At 37.0% G+C, this 25,796-nt stretch carries 22 protein-coding genes and 1 pseudogene; 6 read left to right on the forward strand and 17 right to left on the reverse strand.

The features are described 5' to 3' along the window. The first annotated feature begins 3 nt into the window (after window positions 1-3). Window positions 4-729, forward strand: coding sequence for an amino acid ABC transporter permease (locus tag ACFX4N_RS06800; protein ID WP_377261070.1), 726 nt, complete (start codon window positions 4-6; stop codon window positions 727-729). A gap of 69 nt (window positions 730-798) precedes the next feature. On the opposite strand, the gene ACFX4N_RS06805 is transcribed toward ACFX4N_RS06800, so the two are convergent. The 10 genes from ACFX4N_RS06805 to ACFX4N_RS06850 all read right to left on the reverse strand — a co-directional run bounded on the left by ACFX4N_RS06805 (window position 799) and on the right by ACFX4N_RS06850 (window position 16,953). Then, on the reverse strand, window positions 799-4,374 hold the full coding sequence (locus tag ACFX4N_RS06805; protein WP_063671116.1) for a glycoside hydrolase family 32 protein: 3,576 nt from the start codon (window positions 4,372-4,374) through the stop codon (window positions 799-801). Window positions 4,375-4,460: 86 nt separating this feature from the next. Continuing rightward, window positions 4,461-5,288, reverse strand: coding sequence for a mannose/fructose/sorbose PTS transporter subunit IID (locus tag ACFX4N_RS06810; protein WP_013056298.1), 828 nt, complete (start codon window positions 5,286-5,288; stop codon window positions 4,461-4,463). Window positions 5,289-5,314: 26 nt separating this feature from the next. Continuing rightward, entirely contained in the window at window positions 5,315-6,121 is an 807-nt protein-coding gene (locus ACFX4N_RS06815; RefSeq protein ID WP_013056297.1) for a PTS mannose/fructose/sorbose transporter subunit IIC, read from the reverse strand. 12 nt (window positions 6,122-6,133) lie between these two features. Beyond that, a complete protein-coding gene (locus ACFX4N_RS06820; RefSeq protein ID WP_013056296.1) occupies window positions 6,134-6,628 on the reverse strand; it encodes a PTS sugar transporter subunit IIB in 495 nt (164 codons plus the stop codon). Next, window positions 6,625-7,065, reverse strand: coding sequence for a mannose/fructose/sorbose PTS transporter subunit IIA (locus ACFX4N_RS06825; protein WP_014460796.1), 441 nt, complete (start codon window positions 7,063-7,065; stop codon window positions 6,625-6,627). Before ACFX4N_RS06825 ends, ACFX4N_RS06820 begins: the two co-directional genes overlap by 4 nt. 254 nt (window positions 7,066-7,319) lie before the next feature. Next, window positions 7,320-10,106, reverse strand: a complete 2,787-nt coding sequence (locus tag ACFX4N_RS06830) for a sigma-54-dependent transcriptional regulator (protein WP_029324242.1) — start codon at window positions 10,104-10,106, stop codon at window positions 7,320-7,322. A gap of 353 nt (window positions 10,107-10,459) precedes the next feature. Then, the gene (locus ACFX4N_RS06835) at window positions 10,460-11,911 is read right to left on the reverse strand and encodes a glycoside hydrolase family 68 protein (protein ID WP_013056293.1); all 1,452 of its coding nucleotides are present in this window, start codon (window positions 11,909-11,911) and stop codon (window positions 10,460-10,462) included. Between the two features lie 588 nt (window positions 11,912-12,499). Beyond that, complete coding sequence (locus tag ACFX4N_RS06840; RefSeq protein WP_377261075.1) at window positions 12,500-13,960, reverse strand: protein adenylyltransferase SelO; 1,461 nt, start codon at window positions 13,958-13,960, stop codon at window positions 12,500-12,502. 272 nt (window positions 13,961-14,232) lie between these two features. Then, window positions 14,233-15,690: a glycoside hydrolase family 32 protein gene (locus ACFX4N_RS06845; protein ID WP_176519024.1), complete on the reverse strand. Its 1,458-nt coding sequence runs from the start codon at window positions 15,688-15,690 to the stop codon at window positions 14,233-14,235. 21 nt (window positions 15,691-15,711) lie between these two features. Continuing rightward, the gene (locus tag ACFX4N_RS06850; RefSeq protein ID WP_013056290.1) at window positions 15,712-16,953 is read right to left on the reverse strand and encodes an MFS transporter; all 1,242 of its coding nucleotides are present in this window, start codon (window positions 16,951-16,953) and stop codon (window positions 15,712-15,714) included. A gap of 326 nt (window positions 16,954-17,279) precedes the next feature. Between ACFX4N_RS06850 and ACFX4N_RS06855 the strand changes: the two genes are divergently transcribed. Both ACFX4N_RS06855 and ACFX4N_RS06860 read left to right on the forward strand, forming a co-directional pair. Then, complete coding sequence (locus tag ACFX4N_RS06855; protein WP_013056289.1) at window positions 17,280-18,263, forward strand: LacI family DNA-binding transcriptional regulator; 984 nt, start codon at window positions 17,280-17,282, stop codon at window positions 18,261-18,263. A 90-nt stretch (window positions 18,264-18,353) separates the two neighbouring features. Continuing rightward, complete coding sequence (locus ACFX4N_RS06860; RefSeq protein ID WP_013058452.1) at window positions 18,354-18,563, forward strand: alpha/beta-type small acid-soluble spore protein; 210 nt, start codon at window positions 18,354-18,356, stop codon at window positions 18,561-18,563. 89 nt (window positions 18,564-18,652) lie between these two features. Here the strand turns inward: ACFX4N_RS06860 and ACFX4N_RS06865 are convergent, their stop codons facing one another. The 3 genes from ACFX4N_RS06865 to ACFX4N_RS06875 all read right to left on the reverse strand — a co-directional run bounded on the left by ACFX4N_RS06865 (window position 18,653) and on the right by ACFX4N_RS06875 (window position 20,773). Further along, entirely contained in the window at window positions 18,653-18,853 is a 201-nt protein-coding gene (locus ACFX4N_RS06865) for a hypothetical protein (protein WP_013056287.1), read from the reverse strand. A gap of 156 nt (window positions 18,854-19,009) precedes the next feature. Further along, a complete protein-coding gene (locus ACFX4N_RS06870) occupies window positions 19,010-19,231 on the reverse strand; it encodes a hypothetical protein (RefSeq protein ID WP_013056286.1) in 222 nt (73 codons plus the stop codon). 156 nt (window positions 19,232-19,387) lie between these two features. After that, the gene (locus ACFX4N_RS06875; protein WP_013056285.1) at window positions 19,388-20,773 is read right to left on the reverse strand and encodes an amino acid permease; all 1,386 of its coding nucleotides are present in this window, start codon (window positions 20,771-20,773) and stop codon (window positions 19,388-19,390) included. Window positions 20,774-21,235: 462 nt separating this feature from the next. On the opposite strand from ACFX4N_RS06875, the gene ACFX4N_RS06880 reads away from it, so the two are divergent. Continuing rightward, window positions 21,236-21,967: a ZIP family metal transporter gene (locus ACFX4N_RS06880; RefSeq protein ID WP_013056284.1), complete on the forward strand. Its 732-nt coding sequence runs from the start codon at window positions 21,236-21,238 to the stop codon at window positions 21,965-21,967. A gap of 96 nt (window positions 21,968-22,063) precedes the next feature. Here the strand turns inward: ACFX4N_RS06880 and ACFX4N_RS06885 are convergent, their stop codons facing one another. Beyond that, entirely contained in the window at window positions 22,064-22,288 is a 225-nt protein-coding gene (locus ACFX4N_RS06885) for a hypothetical protein (RefSeq protein ID WP_013056283.1), read from the reverse strand. A gap of 220 nt (window positions 22,289-22,508) precedes the next feature. Between ACFX4N_RS06885 and ACFX4N_RS06890 the strand changes: the two are divergent. Further along, a pseudogene (locus ACFX4N_RS06890) lies at window positions 22,509-22,712 on the forward strand (KGG domain-containing protein); the annotation flags it as partial. Window positions 22,713-22,793: 81 nt separating this feature from the next. Here ACFX4N_RS06890 and ACFX4N_RS06895 read toward each other — a convergent pair. The 3 genes from ACFX4N_RS06895 to ACFX4N_RS06905 form a co-directional block, all read right to left on the reverse strand. Next, window positions 22,794-23,210: a hypothetical protein gene (locus ACFX4N_RS06895; RefSeq protein WP_041816660.1), complete on the reverse strand. Its 417-nt coding sequence runs from the start codon at window positions 23,208-23,210 to the stop codon at window positions 22,794-22,796. A 231-nt stretch (window positions 23,211-23,441) separates the two neighbouring features. Continuing rightward, window positions 23,442-23,588, reverse strand: coding sequence for a hypothetical protein (locus tag ACFX4N_RS06900; RefSeq protein ID WP_155660526.1), 147 nt, complete (start codon window positions 23,586-23,588; stop codon window positions 23,442-23,444). 68 nt (window positions 23,589-23,656) lie between these two features. Then, window positions 23,657-23,797: a hypothetical protein gene (locus ACFX4N_RS06905; protein WP_013056280.1), complete on the reverse strand. Its 141-nt coding sequence runs from the start codon at window positions 23,795-23,797 to the stop codon at window positions 23,657-23,659. A gap of 218 nt (window positions 23,798-24,015) precedes the next feature. On the opposite strand from ACFX4N_RS06905, the gene ACFX4N_RS06910 reads away from it, so the two are divergent. Beyond that, window positions 24,016-25,689, forward strand: a complete 1,674-nt coding sequence (locus tag ACFX4N_RS06910; RefSeq protein ID WP_013056279.1) for a ribonuclease J — start codon at window positions 24,016-24,018, stop codon at window positions 25,687-25,689. Window positions 25,690-25,796: the final 107 nt, after the last annotated feature.

The following is a 25,796-nucleotide window of genomic DNA, read 5'->3' on the forward strand; positions in this document are numbered from 1 at the left end:
TGATTGCCTATTATTGATTTGCGATTTGCTTTGGAGCAAACTCCTGAAGTCTTAAAAGGTGTGCCTTTAACACTAACAATATCGATCATTTCAATGGCGTTAGGAAATATTTTTGGTCTTTTCATTGCGGTATGCAGAATATATAAAATTCCACTGCTAAAGCAAATAGCTGTTATATACGTCTCATTTATGAGAGGCACTCCATTGCTCGTACAGCTCTATGTATTTTTCTACGGAATCCCTATTTTTATAGAATTTCTAAACGAGACTCAAGGATGGCACTTAGGTGGGGATACTATTTCACCTTTAATTTATGCTTTAATTGCGTACACATTAAATACCTCTGCTTATCAATCAGAGGTATTCCGTTCTTCTATTCAAACCATTGACCGTGGTCAATTTGAAGCTGCATATTCAATAGGAATGACTACTTTTCAAGCTATTAAAAGAATTATCTTCCCCCAATCTTTAGTAGCCGCTATTCCTAACCTTGGAAACATTTTTATTAGTTTAATTAAAGCCACTTCTCTTGCTTTTGCGGTAAAAGTAGTTGAAATTATGGCGATATCTAAAGTCATCGCCAATGATGGGTATAGATATTTAGAAATGTATCTGGTCGCTTCACTTATTTACTGGATTCTTTGCTTTTTCTTTGAAAGGCTGTTTGTAGTCATTGAGAAAAAGCTTAGTTATTATGAATTAAGAGAAGAAGTGCGTTCAGCTTCTTAGTCCCCCTAGAAAAATCACTATAAACTGATCAAGAAAGCTGCCTTAGTCAACGGCAGCTTTCACAATCCCTTAATCCACTATTTCAAGCTTCACTTCATTAAACAAACTAGTAGAATTCCACACATTCAACCCCGCATAGCCTTCTGAAAAGGTATGGTCCACTGCATCAATCACAAGCTTATCATCGAGATAAACTTGAATGTGTTCTCCTTCAGCCGTTACTTTCAAGCGATAATCCGTATTTGTCTTTAAATCCAACTTTCCCCCATCATCGTAAATAATGAGATCCTTGCCTATTCCGTCTCTAAACGCAATGAGTTTTACTTGATTATTAAGCACATCTACATTCGCAGCATAAGCGTTATTTGCCTGTTCATCCGAACGGAATACTAGCGCTCCTGCTCCTGTAGAATTTGAAACAGAATCGGCTAACACCTTTATCTTTGCCTCATATATAAAATTCTTTGCTTTTTCTGATGATAAAGCAAAGGCATCTTCTTTGCTTCGTCCTTGTTTTCCATTAATCGTATCGGCCCATAGTCCGCTAATGCTTTTCCACCCTGATAAGTTTGTATCAACAGGACTTTTATTCCAAATAGATTTTAATGGATACATCTTTAGAGAATTCAATTTTACACCTCCTCCTTTGCTATAAAGCCTTATTTTATTGCTTGAAAGCTTTGGAAAGAGCTGATCTGTTATTACTTCAGTGCCGTCATTACCAAATACTTCTACAGATGACTGGTCTACAAACATATGAAGCTTAACCTTTCCGTCTTTTGGAAGCATGGAAACAGAGTGTTTGTCTTTCACATTTTCACCAAAATCAAAACTTCCAGAGTTTGTTCGGTCAACAAATAATCGCTGCTTGTTTACGTTATAGCTGACTTTTGTATTTTCACTGCCTTCTTTTTGAATTTGAAAACCAAATTCTTGTGCATCTGTATTTGAAACATCGAATTCTGCAATGATTTCATATTTGTTTTCCTGTATGCCTGAAAGAAGATTTTTGTTTTCAGTAACCATCAGATTCTTCAACACCTTTTTTTCTTGCTTATTGCGAATTGAATCAATTGAAACAGGTATTTGTTTTAAACGAAGCCCTTTTGCTGTTTTGGCGAGTTCTATTTTTCTTGGGATTGACATAGAGCTTCTCCAAGTAGTAGTTGGGGTATTGTTGGCATATTGCCAGTTGCTCATCCAGCCTAGCCAATACTTTTCTCCGTTATCTCCTTCAACTCCGCTCCAATCTACAGCAGCATAAAAGTCGGCACCATAATCTGTCCAAAGCACTTCCTCTGGCGGGTTTTCATTTTTAAATGTTTTTCCGTCAAAATCACCAACAAAGTACTGCATACCTGAACCTCCAGCTGCCGCTCCATCATTGATGCTGACCTGCAGCACCCATTTTTTCTTTGTGCTGTCTCCATCAACCGGCAGTTCAAGTAAAGTAGGACACTCCCAAATCCCTCCGTTGCTTCCATGAGTTGATTTCACCCATTCTCCTGACACAGTATTCCAATCTGAAAGCTCTCCGCCTTCCCTTTGTTTAACTTCCTCCGGTTCTTTTGCTACACTGTCTACTTTATCCGGCATTTTTTCTGTATTAAATACATTAACATCATCTAGATTAATATGCCCCCATCCGCCTACAGCTTGATCAACGGCTTTAATGTACAGTACTTCTCCTATATACTTAGAAGCATCCCACACGTAGGGCTGATACTTTTCATCTGCAAACTTTGTATTCGCTTGACGAATCAATTCTTTATCGTCAGATGCTCTGACTAAGGAGACATAGCGGTTTGTGGGGTCGTTTCCGCCTCCCATTAACAAATTGATTTCACCTGAGCCGCTCAATTTAAAATAAGACGAATGTAATTCTCCAGTGGCATTATCGCCATCTTGCTTATCAGAAAAACCCCATAAATGATACTTTCCTTTTTGTTCAAAAAGACCGCTCCAATTTGCGGTTGCATCCGTTACATGATCGTTTGTGAATGCATTTCCCTTTATCGTTTTCCAGCCGGTGAGATCTCCTGTTTCAAAACTTTTATTTTTAATTTCTTTTTCATCCGTATCAATAAACTTAGTTATATTAACGTCTTGAAACTGGACTGAAGATTGATTAACGTGTAGTCCAAACAATCCTTTTGAAAAAGTTTCATCTTTTGCAGTAAGGGTGAAGTTATCGTCTATATGCAAATCAAGTTTATTTCCCGATGCAGTTACTTTTACTTGATGTGATTTGCTCGTATCAATTTTTTCGTTTGTTTCGGCAAGGACAGTTGAAATGCCATTTTGAAGCTTTACTAGTTTGACTGTATCTTTAGAAGCATCCACGCTAGCTATATATCCGTTTTTGGCTTCCGCGTCTGCTCGAAAGAGTAGTGCACCTGAACCATTTGCATCTAAAAATGTCATATTTGACTTGAAAATGAACTGATCTCCCTGTTCTTCACTTATGATATATCCATCGCTGTCAGATTTACCAAGTTTTCCAGCAGCAGTATCATTCCACGTTCCAGTAATAGGTTTCCAGTTAGATAGATTGGTTATAAAATTAGATTGATTCGTAAATTTAACATGACGAAAGACAGCTGTGGAATTCCATGCTGTTAATCCAAACTGACCATTTTCAAAAGATGCATCACTGCCTTCTAGAACCTGTTTGCCATTTAGCAATACCTTAAAGTAGTGACTGTTTGCTTCTACTTTTACATGATATGCTTGTGATGTATCAAGCCTCATCGACTTTGAAACAACGGTTGTTACGTTTCCTTTCTCTACTTTGTTAAGTGTTAAGAGGTTCTTTTCAGCATCTAAATTGACGGTATATGCGTTTGTTGCGTCTTTATTAGAACGAAAAACAAGACCGCCTGCGCCTGCGCGTCCATTCTTTTCTACAAGCGTAATTTCTCCCTCTAGAGCAAAGGATTGACCTTTTTGTTCGGATAAAGTATATGAGTAGGCACCGCTTTGACCGTTTGCTTGGATGCCTCCATCAGGTCCAAACTCACTTGCGTATTTCCAATTTTTCAAGTCAGGTGATGTATAAAACATAATTTTATCTTTAGCAGCTAAAGACATCACCCACTGCTTGGTTTGGTCGTGCCAAAACACTTTTGGGTCGCGCCAGTCAGGAACTGGGGGATTCGGCATAACAGGATTTCCTTCATATTTGGTCCACGTTCTTCCGCTGTCCGTGCTGTATGCTAGACTTTGCACTTGTCCTTTGCTGCCCGAGTGTGTAAAGATAGCTACCATTGCTTCTTTTCCAAACCCTGCGGTATTATTCCAATCGATAACGGCACTTCCTGAAAAGATCTCTCCGTTCTCGTCTGGAGAAAGTGCAATCGGCAGGTGTTTCCATTTCACTAAATCTGTACTAACTGCATGCCCCCAGTGCATAGGCCCCCAAGTGGTACCGTAAGGATAATACTGATAAAAAAGGTGATACTCTCCGTTATAATAAACCATTCCATTTGGATCGTTCATCCAGTTCGCTTCTGGAGAAAAATGAAATTGATTCCGGTATTTTTCTTGATAATACCCTGTATTATCAGCTAATACAGGGCATGCAGAAAACAAGCTTATAGAACAAGCGACTCCAATCATCAATAACTTTTTAACGGTTCTTTTCATCTTCCTTTCCTCCTTTATTTGCATACTGGTTATATAAAACATTTTCACCAGCAGATGTTAGAAGAATAGATGACTCCTCTTATTTATCAACCTAAAAAGCCTATCCAATAACCTCCTATACCAATTAAGAAAATACCGAAAATAATAAGCAGCGGATTTGTACCTTTTCGAAGCATCCATGCTACTAATAAAGTTAGCGCTAAAGGAAGTAGCCCCGGTAGAATACTATCAAGTACGTCTTGCACGGTTTTTACCACAACTTTACCAGAATCATCTTTGATCCTAGAAACAACCACTGGTATATTAATAGTGGTCCATTTCGAAACCAACGCTCCCATTACGAAGAGTCCTAAAATGGATGCACCTTCTGTCAGTTTTTGAATTCGATTGCCTACTAAATCTTTTAAAATTTCTGTTCCTTTTAAGTAGCCATATTTTAATCCATAATATTTTGTACTTAATCGAATTGCATTAATTAAGATGAAAAACAGCAGTGGCCCGGCAATATTCCCTCCTAACGCAAGCGATGCGCCTAGGGCTGCGAGAACTGGTCGAAGCGTTCCCCAGAAAATAGGGTCTCCTACACCAGCAAGCGGGCCCATTAATCCAATTTTCATTCCGCTGATAGCTTTTTCATCAAAATCTTTTTTGTTTGCCATTTCTTCTTCCATTGCTGCCGTGACGCCGAATATAGGTGCGGAAATCCATGGGTGTGTATTGAACCATTCTAAATGACGTTTTAATGCTGCATTTCGCTGAGCTCCTGGTCCATATAAGCGCTTGATTGCTGGAATCATAACATAACAGTAGCCCATTGCTTGAACACGCTCAAAGTTAAATGAACCGAGTAAAAAATTCGAACGAATGAACATGCTAAAGATATCTTTTTTCGTTAATCTTTTTTCATTTTCCATCTCTATCCCTCCCTTAAGTTCGCCGTTTAGGCATCTAAATCATCGTCATCATCATATACTTGTTCGCTCCCTGTAGCTGCGGGAACGCCTGCCGGCTGCATTTGATTTCGCTGCTGCATTACTTGCTGATAAAGAAGTGCTAAACAAAGACCCAGCGCTCCAAATCCTACCAGGTTAAACCCTGTAAATGCCGCCAATAAGAACCCGATATAGAAAAAGGGCTTTAAATGAGGAATGTTCATCATATTGATAACCATGGCGTATCCTACGACCACGATAATTCCTCCTCCAATTTGCAGGCCTTTTGTAATAACTTCCGGAATATTTCCGAGGAAAGTTTGCACGGCGCTTACGCTGATTAATGTAACAATTAAAGTTGGAATCATAACGCGGAGAGCTTGAAAACCCATAGCAGTAATATGCATAATTTCAATTCCTTTAAAATTTCCTTCTTCCGCATACTTATCAGCTCGATGAATTAAAAATACTGTAATGGTACGAACAAAAATGGTGAGCACTTGCCCTGCAGCTGCTAAAGCTATGGCTACCGCAATGCCTTCACCAATACCCTGACCAGCTGTGATAACTAAAATAGTTGAAATAACAGAAGCAATAGCCGTATCAGGTGCCATCGCCAATCCAACATTCATCCATCCAAGAGCCATTAATTCCAGTGTTCCACCTAAAATAATGCCGGTTTTTAAATCTCCAAGCACCAAGCCTACTAATGTGCAGGCAATGAGAGGACGATGGGATTGCCCTTCGTCCAACACGCTTGCGATGCCAGTTACCGCTGCAATGACTAATAATAAAATAATTTGTATGGAAGACATAAACTCATCTCCTTATTTGATTTTTGTTTCATTTCTCAGTAGTTGAATAAAATTTTCACTAGAATCTGAAGGTAATTGGCGCAGCTCAAGCTTTACGCCTAGTTCCTGCAGTTTCTCAAAAGCATCGATATCTTTTTCGGTAACGCTTACAGATTTAGTGATTTGTTTTCGGTCATTAGCAAAACGCATGCCGCCTACGTTTACTGTCTCAATAGGTACGCCCGCTTGAACAAGAGCGACAATGTCTGCGGGATTTTCAAACAGCAGCATGGCTGTTGTATCCTGATAACGAGGGCTGTGAAATGCTTTTGTCATTTTAGAAATCGAGACAGCGCTCGCTTTTACATTCGAAGGGGCCACAGAAAGAATAAGCGTTTTTCGCATTTCATCCGCTGCCACCTCATCTGAAACAATGATAATTCGATCTGCTGCATTTGTTTTGATCCATCTTGTTAATACCTGCCCGTGAATAAAGCGGTCATCAATTCTTGCTAAAACGATTTTCATAATAATCCATCCTCTCCGATTTGGTTTGCTTGCTGGATTTTCTCCAAATGTTCACTGCACACTTGAAAACTTTCTTCATTCACTTGCTTTAATCTTCCTAGCATCTCTTTTAATGTAACGTGTTCCCTCATGGCTAACACTTCTAATAGCATAGGCAAGTTAACTCCGGATACCATATCCGCTGTTTTATTTTTAAGGATATATGGAGTAGCCGCATTGTAGGGTGTACCTCCGAAAATATCGACTAAAAAAAGCACTTCATTTTCTAAGGGCATTTCCTCTAGTGCCTGTTTATATTTTTCTTCAAGGGTTTGGATACCCTCTCCTTTTAGAAAAGGTACGGCTACTACGTGATTCTCTTCACCAAATATCATTTTGGAAGACCCCTCTAACGCTGGCGCGAAATCACCATGTCCACTAATAATGACTGAAATCATGTACACTTGCTCCTCTCTTTTACGTTCTACACTTATTTATTGCAAGTATCGTGCCAACAAAGAGTATTAAGCGCTTTCATTTATTTTTCAATACCTTTTTCTGTGTTGTTGATACAGGTTTCTTAAAATAAACAAACCTGTATCAAAACGTCATGCGTTTTAATACAGGTTTTTCTGTTATTTAAAAAGTGGGATAAAAAAAGAAACTAGTGGCATATAAATCAAACTAGTTTCTCAGAATTATAATATGATTTTTACATTTCATCCGCAAAAATGGTGGCAATAAATAATTTTTCATCTCTTGTTAAGGTAAGTTTCAGCTTTTTTTCGACGGCTTGTAATGTTTTTTCCGTTTTTTGATAAATATTTTCTAACTGATGAGTGATTTCTTCATCCTCTGGAAAAGTAAGAGGTTCATTTTTTATCATTCTTTCTAAAGCAAAGGCTGTATGCATCACAATTCGAATCATAACAGTGTTGCTTAATTCCATTTCTAACTCATCTTGTACATGACTTAACCACTCTAACAGAATCTCACTTATGAGGTACGGATTAATAAATAGAAGGTACTTTCGCAAGTTTTCTTCGCAAAGTTCGCGCACCACAATATTCGCTTCGGTTTTCTCGTCATCATAGCGTATCGTTTCTTTTGTAATTGCCTGTTGAAGTATTCGCTCTCCCTGCCCTTCAATGAGGACTTCTAATGATACATGAGGCGCATCAATCCTTGGATTTTTAGTACCTGCTGTTGCAACAATTTCATATTCTTTTTGAATTTCTCGAATGTTTGCTGCTAATTTAATAGAAGAAACGGTTAGAATTTTAATAGGTTCTTGAGATACTTTGCGTGAAATAATCGTTAAGATTTTTTCTAATTGTTTTGCTGTACCGCTTCCTGTTGTACAAATAGAAACAAGTGCTTTCTTTTTTCCAAACACGTGCTGCTGCTTATCTATAAATTCCATAAAGTCTTTTTGCACCGAATCAAATATGGCATATAAATTTAAATCTAAATAATTTACTTTTCTAACAGTGTCTAACACCATAGACGTCGTCACATTGCTGATGGTTTTAATTTTAGTCCCTGTTTTTTGTTCCAACTTGCTTTCTAACATGGCAAGCGAGCCCATGTCCACAAGCATTAATACGCCTTCTCCTTCATCTACTTTCTTAATTCCTTGGATTAGCCTGTCTACAATTTCAACCGGAGATACCGTCAAAGGCACATCAATAGCTATAATAGGAGTGCTTCCTAAAAGCTCCGTAGCAACTTCAACCATAGAAGTTGCCGTGCTGTTTCCATGCGCAGCAACTACAATCCCTACTCGTTTATTTTCTTCTAACGTTCGAATCGATTGAATAACCATTGTGAGATAAATGACTTCTATTTCTGGCACGCTAATGTTAAACCACTTTTCAATTCGATTTTTAAAAAGCAGTGCTACCGCATATTCTTTTGGATATGTTTCGCGAATTTCATCTATCTCCTTTGTATTTAATACGTCTACTTGTTTTTTTCGCTTTAAAAAGGATTCCATATGCATACTTAAAAAATGAATAAACCTGCGATCAAATTTACAGTTCAATTCTTTTTCAGCCAACTGTTTTAATTCTTTTGTAAGCTGAATCACATCGTCTTCTACGAATTTCATTAAATTAGAGCTCTGGCCATTTTTTTGATTAAAAAAGCTCCGAACATTCAAATGAATGTCGGTAAGAATATACTGATTGATGTCTTCTTGAGATAAACCTTCTTTTGTTAAAACATCTACTTTTTCTTCTATTAACTGATATAAATTAAATGATACGTCTTCCTCCATTTTTATTTCTTGGCTCTCCATAGCCGGGGAGATAATCGTTTTAAGGTTTACATATTCAGAAATTTTTTTGCTGCGCTCCATATTTTTACTATTCGAAATCCAATCTCGTTTAATATCATCAGGCAGATCTCGCACTGTAAGTTCCACCATATGTTTACTATCAAGGTTATTTAAAAATCCGTGTGCGCAAACGAGCTGCACATTCGACTTTAACTGCCCTACATTCCCGAATTTTTCAGTGTGGATTAAAGCATTTAATACATCAATGTGGACACTTAGCTTTTTATTAATTCGTTTAGCCTCTTGTTCTAAAAGAAACGTGGTGAGGCGAATTTTTTCTTTTAAAGACCTCTCTTCTAATGAGGGAATATGGATAGTCATCGGAATTCTTCTTAAGAAAGTTTGCAGTAAGGCTGAACCGGGATTTTCAGTTGTAGCACAAATAATTAATACCTTAGACGTTCGCTTGTGATCTGTTTCCCCTAGGCGATTGTACGTACCTTGATCAATGAGGTAAAAAAGCATTTCTTGGCCTTCGGGAGGAAGCCGGTGTACTTCATCCATAAAGAGAATCCCTTCATTTGCTTGTTCTACTAAACCTACTTTACTTTCAGTTGCTCCAGTGAAACTCCCTTGCTTATGACCAAATAACTGAGAAAGAAGTAATTGAGGATTATGGTAATAATCAGCGCAGTTAAAGGTAATGAACGGGGCATCTGTTTTTAGCCTCTCTGAATATAAGGCAAATTGATAGATTCGTTTTGCAAAAAGAGATTTTCCCGATCCCGTGGGACCTAATAGCAGCATATGTAATCCATTAGGCGGGTAAAGAACAGCAGCTTTTGCTTGAGAAATCGATTTTTTCAAACTGCCTGTAGCTCCAATCATTAATTCAAAAGGATTAGCAGGAAGAGCTTCTTCTTTTCCCACATTAGATAGCTGCTCTAGTTTTTCTACTTCCATCTTATTCGTATCCCACTTTTGACGACAAATGGTTTCGACAACCTCTAGCGGAACGTAGCGAACGGGGAACATTTTAATTTTGATTACTTTTTGCATGCGGACAAGTTTATTAAGTTCAAGACTTACATTAGATCTCTCTAAATCTAACTGTTCAGCAATTTCAATCGCTGAGCTTCCTTGTTTATGTAAAAGTTCCACTTCTGTAAACTCTTGAAAATTACTCAACAGCTGATTGTATACCTTATCAATTCGTTTCATTAGAAGCACCTTCTTTATTTTCAGTTCACGATTGGGATTTTCTCTTTCAAAGAAATGATCATTCCCTACTACTACAAGCTATTTCATCTACAAGTACCCTCATGTCATACTAATCTATGAAAACGTTTCAAACCATTATATGTAAATATATTAAGTTAGTCAAACCTGCATGTCAACCGGTTTCATTCTTAAAGTTATAGTCTGTCTGAATGTTTCATTTTCTTTAAATAACTATTAATGTAGATACTGCTTTTTTATTTTAATCACCGCTGCGGTTACAGCACATTTTTGATTAAATAATAAAACGAAAGAAAACAGCAGCAGTTGTCGCCATCTTCTTTCGTTTTTAAAAATTATTTATCCGTACTTAATTGCCCTTGTGGTAAAATACTGTTTTTCACAACAGCTGTTTTTGATCCTTTAATATTTAACAAGAAGCTAGGAGCAAAAGTAGAATGTTCCTCTGAATAGAAGCCTCTGTTTGTCATGTAACTTGTGATTACGACATTGTCTCCTTTCACTTGTGGAACTGCAAAATGTGAATACGTAAACGTTTTGTCATTAGGGTCGAGGTCCATATGTAAAACAAGTCCTGTATCATTTAGCGGCTTGTATTTTCCTGTCAGCGTATTTGATACGTACCCTAGCATATATACATCATCTTGGCCGATACCATCAATAGTCATTTTAGATCCGCGAGAATCTGTGAATAAGTACCATTTCCCATCTTTTTTAAATACATTTGCGCGTTCAATTTCATCTGTCACCGTGTTTGAAGTAATCAGTGGATCCATTACTTTTTTCAAGGTATAATCGTTATTTAGTTCAACAATGCCTAATGCACCGTTTGCTAAAGAGGCTTTCTTTTTATTAGAGCTCTGAAGTAATTTCTCTTTTTCTGATTGGAAAAATGGATTATTTCCACCGTAGTAAGCTCGATTGTAAAGGGAATCTTCACCTTGATAACCATCTTCAGTTCCTGTGTTTGCTTCAAACACAAGGTATTTATGCCCTTTATCCTCTACATAGTGAGGATCTCTCAACGTATGATTATCTCCTGAACCATATGCGCCTTCGTCAATAAACTGCTGAATATTTTGATACTTTTTACCATCCCCATCAAAAATGGATTTATGATCTTCAACACCTTCAATTTTTAACGTATCTCCACTTGGCTGGGATACATTTACTTGAGCTGTTGTTAAGGTTTGTTTTCCATAGTTTGTACCTGAAAAGTTAGTATAGAATAAGCGTATTTTTCCGTCTGATGTTAAAGTAGCAGATCCTGACCATTCTTGTGTTTGCTTTTTCAAATGAGGATCATTCGGTACAAATTTGTCACTGTCTTTGAACACTCTTCCTGCATTTTTCCAACTGTCAATCGAATCTTCACCGATTTTTTGATAAAACACATAAATAGATGTATCATCAGCATCTTTCGGATCACCTGCTAGTGCAAATACAACTTGGTAACCATGATAGTTGGCTACTGTTCCGTCAGCATTTTGCAGAGGCCAGCTGTCCCATACGTCTAAATCAATTAAATTGCCCGATTTATCATACCCTTTTGCAGAGGCAATATTTTTGATTGTTGATTTATCAAAAGCTGGAACTTTAAACTGTTCGCTTTTTTGCTGCTGAGGAATTTTCAGCATGTTATCACGCGTAATATGGGAAACTCCATAATTATTGTTGGTATCTTTATGATTGCTTTCAGCAGCCCATGTTTGAGATCCAGCACCTACTAACAGAGCTGTAGCAAAAGATAAAGCTGTAGTTTGCTTTGCGATTTTCTTAATATTCATCTGTTTTTCTCCCTTTTGTATAATACCTTTTCTTGTGTCACTCACAAGCAATTCATTTTCTATGTATCGAGAAGTAATATCAATCTGGCGAAATAACAGAACCGGTTCCATTACCTTTCCAAGATTACTTGCATAATATTGAAAAGTCAAATAGGTAAAATGGAGTGATTATCTCATTTTTCTCCCCTTGTATTTTTTATTTGGTTATAAAGTCTTAAACCTTCAACTTTTTGATTAAATGGGCAAATTCATCATCATATTTAACCTGCTATTTTTTATAAGCTCTTCTACAGCTGTTAAAGTAAGCCATTTTCAAAAAAATATCGTTAATGTATTTTTTGTGAAATAGTGGAATAATTTATTATATAATAGTTCCTATTGGCAATAATAAGAGACAAAAGAATTAGATGATTACTTTTCAATTTGATTCTTTTATCCTGTTAAATTTTATGTAGCTTTTCACGAGAAATCGTTATCATTTTAATAATCAATAATACATTTTTCAGAAAATCAAAAAGAGCTCTTTATAAAGAGCTCTTTTTGATATCATTTATGCTGTTTTTAAATAGCAGTTCTTATTTAAATGAATCAAGTTCCGCAGTACGTTTGATAAGGCTGATTAGACGGAGCAGACGGTGTATAATACTCTGGCTGACCCGGAGATTCATATGGGCTAGAAAGCACTTCAAGAAGGGTTTCCATCACGCTGTAGTCTTCTTTTTGTGCTGCGTCTAACGCTTCTTCCACTCGGTGATTTCGAGGGATGACAGCCGGATTATTATTTTTCATAAGCTCTTGTGAATCCGCTTTAGATTGTTGTTGTCTACCTAGTCTTTTCTGCCATAGCTCATGCCACTGTGCAAACTCTTTGCTTTTAAACAGATCACTATTTTCTAGCTTATCGAAAGTTAATGCACGAAACGTATTTGTATAGTCAGCTTCATAGGTTTTCATTATTGTAAGAAGCTCTTGGAATAATGCTTCATCTTCTTTTTCTTCGTTAAAAAGCCCAAGTTTAGCCTGCATACCTGCCAGCCAGTTTTCCCGATAGAATTTTGGAAATTCCGTCACGGCGCTTTGCGCTATTTCAACTGCTTTTTCTATATCTTGATCCAATAGCGGTAATAAAGCCTCAGCAAACCTCGCAAGATTCCACCCTGTAATGCCTGGTTGATTTTGATAAGCGTAGCGCCCTTGTACATCAATTGAACTAAATACAGTTTCTGGATCATAGGTATCCATAAATGCACATGGTCCATAATCAATTGTTTCTCCACTAATTGTCATATTATCCGTATTCATGACGCCATGAATAAAACCAATAAGCTGCCATTTGGCAACTAGGGTAGCGTGACGCTTAATCACTTCTTGAAGCAATGATAAATATTTTTTTTCATTCTTTTCTATATGGGGAAAGTGACGTTCTAATGCATAGTCAGCTAAAGCTTGAAGGTTTTCGACCGTTCCCCATTTTGCAGCGAACTGAAATGTGCCAAAACGAAGGTGACTGGAAGCTACACGCGTCAAAATCGCCCCCGGCAGTTCTTTTTCACGAACAATGGATTCGCCTGTTGTTACGACTGCTAGGCTCCGAGTAGTCGGAATACGAAGAGCATGCATGGCCTCACTAATAATATACTCACGCAGCATAGGTCCTAGAGCTGCACGACCGTCTCCTCCGCGGGAATAAGGAGTTCGGCCTGAGCCTTTAAGCTGAAGATCTACTTTCTCACCCGAAGGCGTAACTTGCTCCCCTATCAGCATAGCCCGGCCGTCTCCTAGCATGTTAAAGTGACCAAATTGATGCCCCCCATAAGCTTGTGCAAGCGGGAAAGCACCTTTTGGGACACTGTTTCCAGCCAAAATGCTAACTCCTTCTGGGCTTTGCAGCTGTTCTTTTTGTAACCCTAGAGATGCGGCTAAAGAGTCGTTAAATTTAACTATTTTAGGTGAACTCACTGGATTAGGATCAAGAAGCGTAAAAAAGATGTTTGGTAACTCCGCATAGCTATTACGTAAATTCCATCCTGTTTCTTTTTGATTAGTCATCGTATCTCCTTTTCTTTTTGTGTCTTAAAACATAATTCTTTCTTTACTGATCGTTGTTTTATAAGCGCAGTAGCCCTTCTCTGTCCTACTTTCTTCTGGGCATCTTAGAGCAGGACAGTTTCTCTTTCATTCATTATCTCTTTTACTATTATATCGTATTTGCTCGTACTTTTAATCTAAAGTGCCTTATCCATTTATATACCTCCACTTTGTTGACGGGCTATTAAATGCTCAAAAAAGAAGAAGTATTAATATACTTCTTCCTCTGTATTTTACCCCCAAATATCTTTTAAATTCCAATACGTTAACTCTTTTACGATTACGTTTCCTCCTTCAGTAAATAACTCAATTCCGATCCTGCTTTCTTTTGGATAAATACGGCTCGTCATGGTCGCTTGTCCTTCGTTTGCAAATACTTCAACGGAAGAACGGTCCACAAATATTCGTAAAGCTAGTGTCTCACCTGCTTGTAACGCTACTTTCCTCACTCCATCTTCTTTTCCCGAGTGAGTACAGTCAAGCAATAGCTTTTGCTCATTAAGGTTGTAACACATAAGCGTTTCTTCGTTGTTTATTCCACGAATTTTTATTCCTACCGATGAAGCTTGGCAGTCCGCTAAATCAAATACAGCTTGTATCTCTAGCAAGTCTTCATTTACTTCTACTACATAGCTGTTAGAAAGAGCTTTATTGGTTAGCATATTATACTGAGTTTTCCGAAGTGATGTAAGCTCTTGGACGGGGTTCATTAACACTTTATCCTCTCTTAAAGTTAGTTCTCTCGGAAGCGTTAGCGCACCGCACCATCCATCCTCTTTCGTTGGCATATTAGCTTCCCACATGTCCATCCAGCCAATTGCAATTCGCCGCCCTTTATCATCTAAAAGCGTTTGAACAGCATAAAAATCGTGGCCGTAATCTAATTCAGTAAATGACCCATGATGAAATGTATTGGTTTCGTAATTATATTCTCCAACTAAATATCCTGTTTGGAAAAGGTTGTGATAAGAATCACCTTTTGCTTCTATCCCTTGAGGAGAAATCATTAACACATGCTTTCCGTCTAACTCAAAGAAGTCTGGGCACTCCCACATATACCCTAGATCTCCACCGCTTTTAGCAAGAACACCAACATACTCCCATTTTCGTAGATTTGAAGATCGGTATAAGATAACACGTCCCTCTTTTTTCTTTGTTGAGTTTCCTAGAATCATATACCAGAAATCTTCGTGCTTCCATACTTTAGGATCCCGAAAATGATGAGAGCTATCTGCTGGCGGCTCAGCAATAACTGGGTTGGTCTCTGCTTTTTCAAAGGTAATGCCGTCTTTACTAACAGCTATATTTTGGTTTTGAAAAAAAGTATCCAGCTCTTTGTCTATATAATTATGTCCTGTATAAATTAACGTAAGCTCTCCTTCGTTATCCACGGCACTTCCAGAAAAACATCCATCTTTATCAAATGTATCTCCAGGAGCTAAAGCAATCGGTAAATGCTGCCAATGAACAAGATCTTTGCTTTTGACATGTCCCCAATGCATCGGTCCCCAATTCTCGTCATATGGATGATGTTGATAAAAAACATGATATTCTCCTTTATACTGAACCAACCCATTCGGATCATTAATCCAGTTCGCTGGCGCCATAATATGATACCCTAACCGGTATTGATGATTTACCTTTTTCTCTGCTTCATTTAATGAATGCTGAGCTTGTTCGATTTTATTTATCGTTAACATCATCATATCCCCCTATATAATCTGCGTTTTTTCTTGTACATCTTTTCTTATAAACTTGTGTTTTTTAGAGTTTAGTAGTGTAAACATCGAAATAACGTTAAATACCAAAACCATACCTCCCATAATTAAATAGGTACGGGAAAAACCTACGCTATCATATAATCCTCCGGCTATAGGTGAAAGAACTGAAGCACCTATTTGTGAAGCGAATTGGAATCCAACCAAATAAAGTATAGAAGATAGGCGCGTGTCAAAGTTAGCTGCCAAATATTTAAAGATGGCAATGAGCATAATAGGAAGTTCTAATGCATGAATAAGTTTCATCGAAGATATTCCAATTGGACCAACAACAAGCCCTGACCCAATAATACGAAACCCCATTAGAAATCCTGCTAAAATTAAACTATTTTTTGCACCGATCTTATTTACAATAAACGGTGCTGCGAACATCATTCCAGCTTCTAAAAATACTTGAAACGAATTTAAGTAGCCAAATACTTGGTTACCTATCGATTCAGTAGGAAACAAAGATGCATAATAGATAGGAAATTGCTGATCGTATACCCCATACACGCACGTAACGCCAACAACATAAATCATAAAAAACCAAAATTCCTTCAATAAGAATAAATTACCTACATCTCTCAGCCTGACGGATTCAGCTTTTTCCATTTCATAGCTGCTCATTTCTACTTTTACAGAAAAAATAATAGCCATTAGGATAACCGCTGAAACAGATGCCACCCAAAAGTTAATATGGGGATTAATATTAAATAGTTGTCCTGCAAAAAATGTAGCTGCAGCCCAGCCTAATGACCCCCACATTCTAGATTTTCCGTACTCAAATTTATATTTTCGGCTGACTTTCTCTATGTATGTTTCAATCGCTCCGATGCCCGCCAAAAACGCTACTCCTAAATATAAGCCTCCAATAATAGCTCCTATCAACACATTGTATTGAAGCAAAGGCCCATAAACAAAAATATAAAATGGTCCTACAAACACTAAAAGACAGCTAATAAAAAATAAAATATGTTTCTTTAAACCTATCCTGTCAGATATATATCCGTACAAAGGCTGCATACACAAAGCAAAGATAGCGTTTACAGAAAAGATTAAGCCTGTAGCTGATCCGTTCAACTTAATCTCTTGCCCTAACCAGATAGAAAATAAAGAGTAGCTAGACGACCACGTAAAAAAGAAGAAGAAAAAATATGCACTCAGCTTCCAATATAAACTTTTTGAACTTTTCATTTTAGTTACCCCTTTAGCTTAAGATATAAAATCTTTTATCTAACAAAATGAAAGCACTTTCAATTTGATTTTATGTCAACCGGTTTCATATGTCAACCGGTTTCATACTTTATATTGCAAAAAGATTGTATTAGGTGTAAAAGTGGGCTTTGTGGTATGTTTAAATTGTTTAATAAACCGTTTACAATTCTTACATAGATTTTTATCGATTAAAATAAAACGTAACGACTGGAAAGCTGCTTGCTTGATTGCATTTATTTTAAGGCTTTTACATGTCTGATATATACTGTAAAAGCAATGCTTTGGAGAAATTAGGAGGAAACTAGATGAAAGCCAAAATTAGTGATGTAGCAAAAATTGCAGGTGTTTCACCGACTACCGTTTCTCGTGTATTAAATAACCGTGGTTACATAAGCAAAGAAACGCGAGAAAATGTTTATAAAGCAATGAAAGAAATTAATTATTTCCCAAATGATATTGCGCGTTCATTATTTAATAAGCGAACAAATTTAATCGGTATGATTGTCCCGCAAACGAGCAACCCTTTTTTCGGAGAGTTAGCCTTTCACATTGAAAGTATATGTGCTTCTCTTAACTACAAAGTACTTCTTTGTAACAGTCTTAATCGAATTGATAAAGAAAAAAAATATGTAGAGATGCTCATTAGAAATCAGGTAGATGGTGTTATTGCCGTTACTTATAATAGAGGTATTTTTGATTCGGAAAGTCAAAGTCTTCCTGTGGTAGCAGTGGATCATTATTTATCGAAAGATATTCCTACCGTATCTTCTGATAACTATTCTGGAGGAAAACAAGCCACGGAATTGCTCATTTCAAAAGGTTGTAAGCATATTGTTCATATTAACGGCCCCCTTAAACTTGAAACTCCAGCTAACTTAAGAAGGAAAGCTTATGAAAACGTGATGAAAAAGGACAGAAAACAGCCTATCACGTATGAAATTTCAAATACCTTTGACCGCAACATTCAGCGAGAAACTATTTCTAAGGTTTTCGAAGAACATCCGGAAGTAGATGGTATTTTTGCAAGTGATGACTTACTTGCAGCTTTAGTAGTTGCGGAAGCACAAAAAAGAGGAAAAAACATCCCAAGAGATTTAAAAATCGTGGGCTATGACGGAACGGAGGCCAGTCAGACTTTGTTACCTGGTCTAACTACAGTTCAACAGCCCATTGAATCGATTGCTCAAACAGCCATTGATATTTTACTAAAAGAAATTGAAGGAGAATTCAGCAATATACCTCGTGAAATCTGCCTTCCCGTTAAGCTTCTAGAGGGACAAACAACGTAAAAATACGTTTTTTATAAAATAAATATCAGTTTGTTGCATATTCTTCTTCCTTTGTTCACACCTTAACGTTACAGAAAGGAGTTGAATACAATGGCAAACAACAAAAGCAGCAATAATAATGAATTATTAGTATACGGAGCTGAACAAGCAATCGATCAAATGAAATATGAAATCGCTAGCGAGTTCGGAGTAAATTTAGGAGCTGACACTACTGCACGTGCAAACGGATCAGTAGGCGGCGAAATCACAAAACGTCTTGTACAATTAGCTGAGCAACAACTTGGCGGCGGACGTTTCTAAGACAATTTCATACACACCATGACTTAAGGAAGAATGGATATCCATTCTTCCTTTTCATATATTTACTTTCCATCTTTATATAAAAATTATTATTCTTCCTCCTCTTTACTGACTGATTTTGTTTTTCCTTTCTTTAGTACAGCGCTGATTCCTAAACAACAGACAGCTGCTATCCATCCGGAGATGAGAAAATAAACGGAAGTATTTGCAAAGAGTGTGCCTATTAAAATAAACAGGCCTCCGAGAATAATAAAAAAGACGTGACCCTCACCATTTCTTTTCACCTTCATCACCTCTCCCTACCTATACAAACAAATGTTCAGATACAAAAGAAACTTCTTGATAAACAAGAAGTTTTCTTCGTGCGTTCCTTTTTAAATAAAAAGTAAAGGTGTTTTCTTTTTATTTATTCAACGAAACCCCTCAATATTCTTCTCAATTACATGCTATTCAATAATTTCTGCGGTTTTATACTCTTTCATAAATACATCAATGACATCTCCTGCTTCTTCGTTCTCCTCCTCCATTTGAACGAGTATTTCGTTTTGTGCATTTACCGAAAGGATTCTGACATCCGACATTCGGTTTATATCCAGCTGCAGTTCCAAATCTCGGGCAACTTCATCAGCTTTTAGTGAATCTTTAATAATATATCTGTGGCTTCTCATAACATTCGCTCCCTTTACGTTATATGAACGAATATAGTTTATCCAAACTATCAGCGCTCAATGACATTTTTCTTGTATCTTTCATTTAAACAAAACAAAAAAACGGCTTTTCTCAGCCGTTTTTTTGTTTTGCCTTTCACTTATCAAAAAGCATATTTATTTCTTTATTTGACCGTTCTCTGTATCGGGTATCATACGCTTATTTATTCCGAATGCGTAAAAACTAATGACAACGAGAGCGAGGAAAATAATCCCTACAATAAGTGAAATACGCGTTTCATCATTAAACCACATGCCTACAAGCACCATTAGTAAAAAAGCAATGGTTACATAGTTTGTTACAGGCGCAAAAGGCATTTTGAAAGGATGACTGTCCATTTCAGCACCTTTAGCTTTACGGAAACGAATTTGGCTGATAAGAATAATAAACCAGGGAATCATTCCCGGAAGCACGCTAGCACTGTATACATAAACAAATACATTCGGTGGAGCGATGTAGTTTAAAATAACGCCAATTACTAATCCAATCATAACAGCAAGTGTACTGTAAATTGGAACACCGTTACGGGAAATTTTTGTAAAGAATTTAGGTGCTTGACCGTTTACACCAAGCGTATAAAGCATGCGTCCTGCACTAAAGATTCCACTGTTACAGCCTGACATCGCTGCTGTAATAACTACGAAGTTAATAATACCTGCAGCTGCCGTAACGCCAACTTTAGCAAATGTAGATACAAATGGACTTCCTAAAGAATCTAACTCATTCCACGGATACACCGTCACGATGACAAAAATTGCTCCAATATAAAAAATTAAGATTCGCCAAATGATGCTTTGAATCGCGCTTGTTAACGTTTTTTTAGGATCCTTTGCTTCACCAGCTGTAATACCAATTAGCTCGACTCCTTGATAAGCTGCAATAACAAGAGATAGTGCAAAGAAAAAGCCTGACCATCCGCCTGCAAAGAAGCCGCCGTGTGCCCAAAGGTTTGATAACCCAATTGCGTCTCCGCCATTTCCAAAGCCGAAGAAAATCAACCCGAGGCCTGCAATAATCATTAAAATAATCGTTACAATCTTAATCATCGCAAACCAAAATTCAAATTCTCCAAATGATTTCACTGAAATTAAGTTTGCTGCGCCTAAAATCAACATGGCGATAATACCTGGTACCCAAGCAGGTAGATGCGGGAACCAGTACTGCATATATGCTCCTACCGCTATAATTTCGGACATCCCTACGATTACCCATTGAAACCAGTTGCTCCATGCAGTCATATAACCTGCTAATGGATGAATATATTTGTGGCCAAATGTAGCGAATGAACCTGTACTTGGTTCCATGTACAACATTTCGCCCATTGCACGCATGATAAAGAAAATAAACATTCCGCAGATTGCGTAAGCAAGTAATACCGATGGACCCGTCCACTGAATTGTGCTTGCTGATCCCATAAATAATCCAACGCCAATTGTTCCGCCTAGCGCGATCATTTGAATGTGACGGGATTCTAAGCCTCTTTTTAGCTCTTTGTCTGCCATTCCATTTCCTCCTCCTAAACTTGTTATAGCTCTGTTAGGAAAGATACTTTTTGTGTCTGATGGAACAGCTATCGTTTTTAAAACCTTCCATTTTTTACCTAGTACCTTTACAACTAAACTATTTTTTCTATTTTTAGCTATTCGACTGTATAATTACTTATTTTATAATAATAAATTTTCCTCAGAAATACAATTGTTTTTTTCAGAAAAACACTCAACAAAACCTTTCACCTTTGTTAAATCAATCATCTCAGTAAAATAGTTTTTTATTTCAGTATAATTTAAATTTTATGAATATTAAAAATAAATATAGGCGTAGGATGCTGGAACACTCTATTTCTTAAAGATAAGGAAATGAAACCGCTACTTAATCGAACAAATTCCTTTCTTCTACTTTTACGTTTTTTCTTTCTCTTCTTAGGGAAAGTATCCATAGAAAATAGAGATGAGGAGGGATTTTTCATGTGGCAAGCTGCGATGTGGGGCGGCATTTCAGGATCAGCTGTCCTTCTTGGTGCTTTGGCAGCAGTTTTTTTGCCTATCGGCAAAAAGATAATTGGTTATATTATGGCTTTTGGGACAGGTGTATTAATCGGAGCATCTACCTATGAGCTGCTTGGAGACTCGGTTCATAACGGTGGTTTAAAAGCTACTTCCCTTGGTTTTCTTGCCGGGGCTGTCGTTTTTACTTTTTTAGACTATCTAATTTCACGTCAAGGAGCGAATAAAAGAAAGAGGTCTACCAAACAAATGGCTGCGAATAGTTCTGGAATTGCTATATTTATAGGAACCGTAATGGATGCAATCCCAGAGTCCATTATGATTGGAGCTAGCTTAATTGAAAATGCAACCGTTAGCTGGCTTCTAGTTATCGCTATTTTTATAAGTAATATTCCTGAAGGACTGTCAAGTACGACCGGTCTAGTGAAAAGCGGATTCTCTAAAAAGAAAATTTTTTTACTATGGGCAGCTGTTTTGTTCATTTCAGCTTTTAGTTCATGGACAGGATTTGTTTTTTTAGACCATGCATCTGAGACACTTATGGCTGCTATTGCTGCTTTTGCCGGCGGTGGTATTATTGCTATGGTAGGTTCTACAATGATGCCAGAGGCCTATGAAGAAGGAGGTTCTATTACGGGATTAATTGCTGCACTTGGATTACTTGCTTCACTGATACTAGATCATTTTTCTTAATCGTCTTCATACTACTTCTATCGTTTCCAAGTAGAAAGCAGAAAACCTTCTACTTGGAGACATATTTCCTTATCACATTATTGTGAATGTGTCTTCTTAATAAGTAAAATCGTAGTTTTCTTTTATTTCCCGAGTAAAAGCTTTCCAATCCGTAGCTTCAAATTCTGCATTGCGTGCTTTTAACTCTTTTTCCATTCCTTGAATCTCTTGAACAGCTTCTATAGTTCTTTCACTTCCTGGCCCTACTCTCCAAATTAATTCTTTGTATTCTTGTATTTTCTGTCGCAGCGATGCGTTATCCATTTCTACATATTTTGACATGTTTCTAAGCTCCTTTTTCTTATTTCTATTAACCATATCATATTTCATATAAATTTTTTTAAGATTAATTTTAACTTAATAAATACTACTATACAGGGCTTCGTGGTCTGATAATTTTGAGAAAAATCTAATTTTTAGAAAAAATATAAAATAACCAGTTTAATCCTTTTTTGACCGGGAAGACAGACTATGAATTCAAATTTATTAGGAGGGATGCAAGATGGCAACTAATAAAAAGAATGAAAAAATGAGCCGTGAAGAAGCAGGAAGAAAAGGTGGAAAAGCTACTTCCAAAAATCATGACAAAGAGTTTTACCAAGAAATTGGTGAAAAAGGCGGAGAAGCTACTTCCAAAAATCAAGGTAAAGAATTTTACGAGGAAATTGGAAAAAAAGGCGGCAGATCCAGCAGCAGCCAGCGTAATAATTAACTAGTATTTGAAGTATATAAACAGCTCGAAGAAGAAAAGTTCCTTATAGTATAAGCCACAGGAACTTTTCTTCTTCTAACTAATCTTCTCCATCTCTTTATGGTAATGGGCTAACGATTGATCTTTTATGGATGAGAATAGCTCTGAATTAATAAAAGGAATCAATTTCTTTCCTATCTCCCAAGCATTACATTCAATTTGATACAAAAGACCTATATCTTCTGTCTGATCAAATTTTGCACTCAAAGATAAAAGGTCTTCATCTAGCGCATGACCTAATTCGTGAGCTAAAATAATCCATTGATAAGATTCTAAACACTCATTTGAACCAAACAAGTGCCGACACTGTATTTTAATATCTTTTTCATATAAAAAAATAGAATGCGTGCTAGGAACGTACTTTCCGCCTACACACCGCGTTCCAGGAAACTCATCTTCAATAACTAGCTTTATTGTTGGATCTACTCCATGAACAAAATCATGTAAATTCATAAAATCCCCCACTTCTTTTCTCCAAACTTTAATTTTTTCCCAAAAATACATGTACAGGTTTACCATTATACATACGTTTATCTAAAATAACGTATGTATGATTTTTTTTCAATATGTACACAGCTATACATAAAAAAAGCAAGCATGGCTGCTTGCTTTTTTATGTATTAAAGCGGTGCTTCAACTTTTATATTGCCCACGTATCCTTACAGTTTTATATGTAAAATTTTATTAACGATATCGACTCGAATATTCGAGAATGCTGCGCAGCATTTGACTTGTACTCTGTGATTCATTTGTGCGTTCTTTATATTCAAGAGGGCGACTAGGAGTTGACTTATTTTCTTCTTTATATTGAGAATTTTTGTTTTCTGACACGTTTTTTCACTTCCCTATCTCTATTTTATCCAGAGCAGCTCAAAGCTGCTCTTTTTGTTGTCAATCTTTTATTTGTTATGACGGCTTACCTTTGCTTTTTGAAGCTCATCTGTATGAATATCGTTTGATAAAATACTTTTATTCACATTATCGACAGCAGCTGCACTGCTGCTGACTCCTTGGTTTGTGCTTTTATTTTGTTTACTCATTCCATCCACCTCCATGTGTAACATCTATATCTTATGGAGTTATAAAAAGAAAATAAGAGGTAGTATTAGGAAAATGACCTGCTTTTCTTTTTGCTTGCATCCCTCAAATTGAATAAAAAATAAAATCTCCATATTTAACAGAATGCACCAGAAATAAATGTTCATACTAAGAGTAGAAATTCTGCATATTCATTTTGAAAATATAGGAGGAAATAAGTTTGAGTACAAATAGAAACACACTATCCATTTTTGCTTTAGGCGGCATTAATGAAATAGGAAAAAATATGTATGCGGTTCAATATGATGATGACATCATTGTAATCGACTGCGGCTCTAAATTTCCTGATGAAAGTTTATTAGGAATTGATTTGATTATACCTGATATTACATACTTGCAAGAGAATCGAGAAAAAGTTCGAGCACTGGTTGTTACGCATGGCCATGAAGATCATATTGGAGGTATTCCTTATCTTTTAAAACAGTTGAACCTTCCAATTTATGCAACAAGCCTTACCCTTGGATTAATTGACATTAAACTCCAGGAACATCAATTATCTGCAGAGACGGAGCTTATTGAAATCAACGAAGAGTCAGAAATTACATTAGGCAATATTCCGCTTTCTTTTTTTAAAACGAATCACAGCATTCCAGATTGTCTTGGAATTGTCTTTCATACGCCTGAAGGAGCTGTTGTGCATACCGGGGATTTTAAGTTTGATTTAACTCCTGTTAACGACCAATATCCAGATCTTCATAAAATGGCAAAAATCGGCAGTGAAGGCGTACTGGCTTTAATATCAGAAAGTACAAATGCTGAACGCCCTGGATTTACGCCTTCAGAAAAGCTAGTTGGCAAACATGTAGAAGAAGCTTTTCGTAAAGCAAAGCGAAAAGTAATTATTTCTACTTTCGCCTCCAATGTTAACCGCGTACAGCAAATTGTAGATGCAGCGATTAAAACGAACAGAAAACTTGCGCTGCTAGGAAGAAGCATGGTTAACGTTGTATCAGTTGCGTTAGAGAAAGGGTATTTAACCATTCCTGAAGGGATGCTAATTGAACCTTATGAAGTACATTCACTTGCGCCTGAACAAGTCGCTATTCTCTGCACTGGAAGCCAAGGCGAGCCGATGGCCGCTCTATCTAGATTAGCCAGCGGAAATCATCGACAAGTAGAGATTCTTCCTGAAGACACGGTCATTTTATCAGCAGGGCCTATTCCTGGCAATGAACGTAATATCTCTCGTATTGTCGACAGTCTTTTCACACTCGGGGCTCATGTGATTTATGGTTCAGGAAGCGCAACAGGTATGCACGTATCAGGACATGGCTATCAAGAAGAACTGAAATTAATGGCTACATTGATGAAACCAAAGTACTTTATCCCGATTCACGGTGAGTTTCGAATGCTTCATCACCACAGCTTATTAGCAGAATCTGTAGGGGTGGAAAAAGAGAACATTTTTATTATAAATAACGGTGATATTGTTGACATCAAGGGCGGAACAGCTGTTCAAACAAGAAAAATCCCTGCAGGCAATGTATATGTAGATGGGTTTGGCATTGGAGATGTTGGCAACGCGATTTTACGTGACCGCAAACAGCTTTCAGAAGATGGTATGCTGGTTATTGTTGTTACTCTGAATAAAGCGGAAGGGAAAATTGTGTCTGGTCCAGATACCATTTCACGAGGCTTTGTTTATACAAGAGATTCAGAGCAGTTATTGAAAGATGTTAATCGACAAGTGACTAAAATTGTAAATCAATTACAAAAAACTCATGTTCACCAATGGAGCATTATGAAAAAAGAAATCAAGACAACGCTTGGCCAATTTTTATATAACCAAACCAAAAGAAGACCTATGATCCTTCCCATCATTATTGAAGTTTGATTACTCAAGTAAAACTGCCTTAGTCCCCACTAAGGCAGTTTTACTTTATAAATCCGAAGCTTAGCCCAAAGTTAGAAGTTGCCCTTTATAGTTTATGAATAGGCACT

This window comes from Priestia sp. YIM B13551, assembly GCF_042787905.1.
Lineage (GTDB): Bacteria > Bacillota > Bacilli > Bacillales > Bacillaceae_H > Priestia.

Coding starts and splice junctions, on each gene's coding strand:
- ACFX4N_RS06830 (WP_029324242.1), bottom strand. CDS start 10,106: ATGAAACGAATTGATAAGGTATACAATCAGCTGTTGAGTAATTTTCAA.
- ACFX4N_RS06895 (WP_041816660.1), bottom strand. CDS start 23,210: ATGAATTTACATGATTTTGTTCATGGAGTAGATCCAACAATAAAGCTA.
- ACFX4N_RS06810 (WP_013056298.1), bottom strand. CDS start 5,288: ATGGAAAATGAAAAAAGATTAACGAAAAAAGATATCTTTAGCATGTTC.
- ACFX4N_RS06855 (WP_013056289.1), top strand. CDS start 17,280: ATGAAAGCCAAAATTAGTGATGTAGCAAAAATTGCAGGTGTTTCACCG.
- ACFX4N_RS06825 (WP_014460796.1), bottom strand. CDS start 7,065: ATGATTTCAGTCATTATTAGTGGACATGGTGATTTCGCGCCAGCGTTA.
- ACFX4N_RS06870 (WP_013056286.1), bottom strand. CDS start 19,231: ATGAGAAGCCACAGATATATTATTAAAGATTCACTAAAAGCTGATGAA.
- ACFX4N_RS06905 (WP_013056280.1), bottom strand. CDS start 23,797: ATGAGTAAACAAAATAAAAGCACAAACCAAGGAGTCAGCAGCAGTGCA.
- ACFX4N_RS06880 (WP_013056284.1), top strand. CDS start 21,236: ATGTGGCAAGCTGCGATGTGGGGCGGCATTTCAGGATCAGCTGTCCTT.
- ACFX4N_RS06875 (WP_013056285.1), bottom strand. CDS start 20,773: ATGGCAGACAAAGAGCTAAAAAGAGGCTTAGAATCCCGTCACATTCAA.
- ACFX4N_RS06850 (WP_013056290.1), bottom strand. CDS start 16,953: ATGAAAAGTTCAAAAAGTTTATATTGGAAGCTGAGTGCATATTTTTTC.
- ACFX4N_RS06840 (WP_377261075.1), bottom strand. CDS start 13,960: ATGACTAATCAAAAAGAAACAGGATGGAATTTACGTAATAGCTATGCG.
- ACFX4N_RS06835 (WP_013056293.1), bottom strand. CDS start 11,911: ATGAATATTAAGAAAATCGCAAAGCAAACTACAGCTTTATCTTTTGCT.
- ACFX4N_RS06805 (WP_063671116.1), bottom strand. CDS start 4,374: ATGAAAAGAACCGTTAAAAAGTTATTGATGATTGGAGTCGCTTGTTCT.
- ACFX4N_RS06820 (WP_013056296.1), bottom strand. CDS start 6,628: ATGAAAATCGTTTTAGCAAGAATTGATGACCGCTTTATTCACGGGCAG.
- ACFX4N_RS06860 (WP_013058452.1), top strand. CDS start 18,354: ATGGCAAACAACAAAAGCAGCAATAATAATGAATTATTAGTATACGGA.
- ACFX4N_RS06815 (WP_013056297.1), bottom strand. CDS start 6,121: ATGTCTTCCATACAAATTATTTTATTATTAGTCATTGCAGCGGTAACT.
- ACFX4N_RS06865 (WP_013056287.1), bottom strand. CDS start 18,853: ATGAAGGTGAAAAGAAATGGTGAGGGTCACGTCTTTTTTATTATTCTC.
- ACFX4N_RS06885 (WP_013056283.1), bottom strand. CDS start 22,288: ATGTCAAAATATGTAGAAATGGATAACGCATCGCTGCGACAGAAAATA.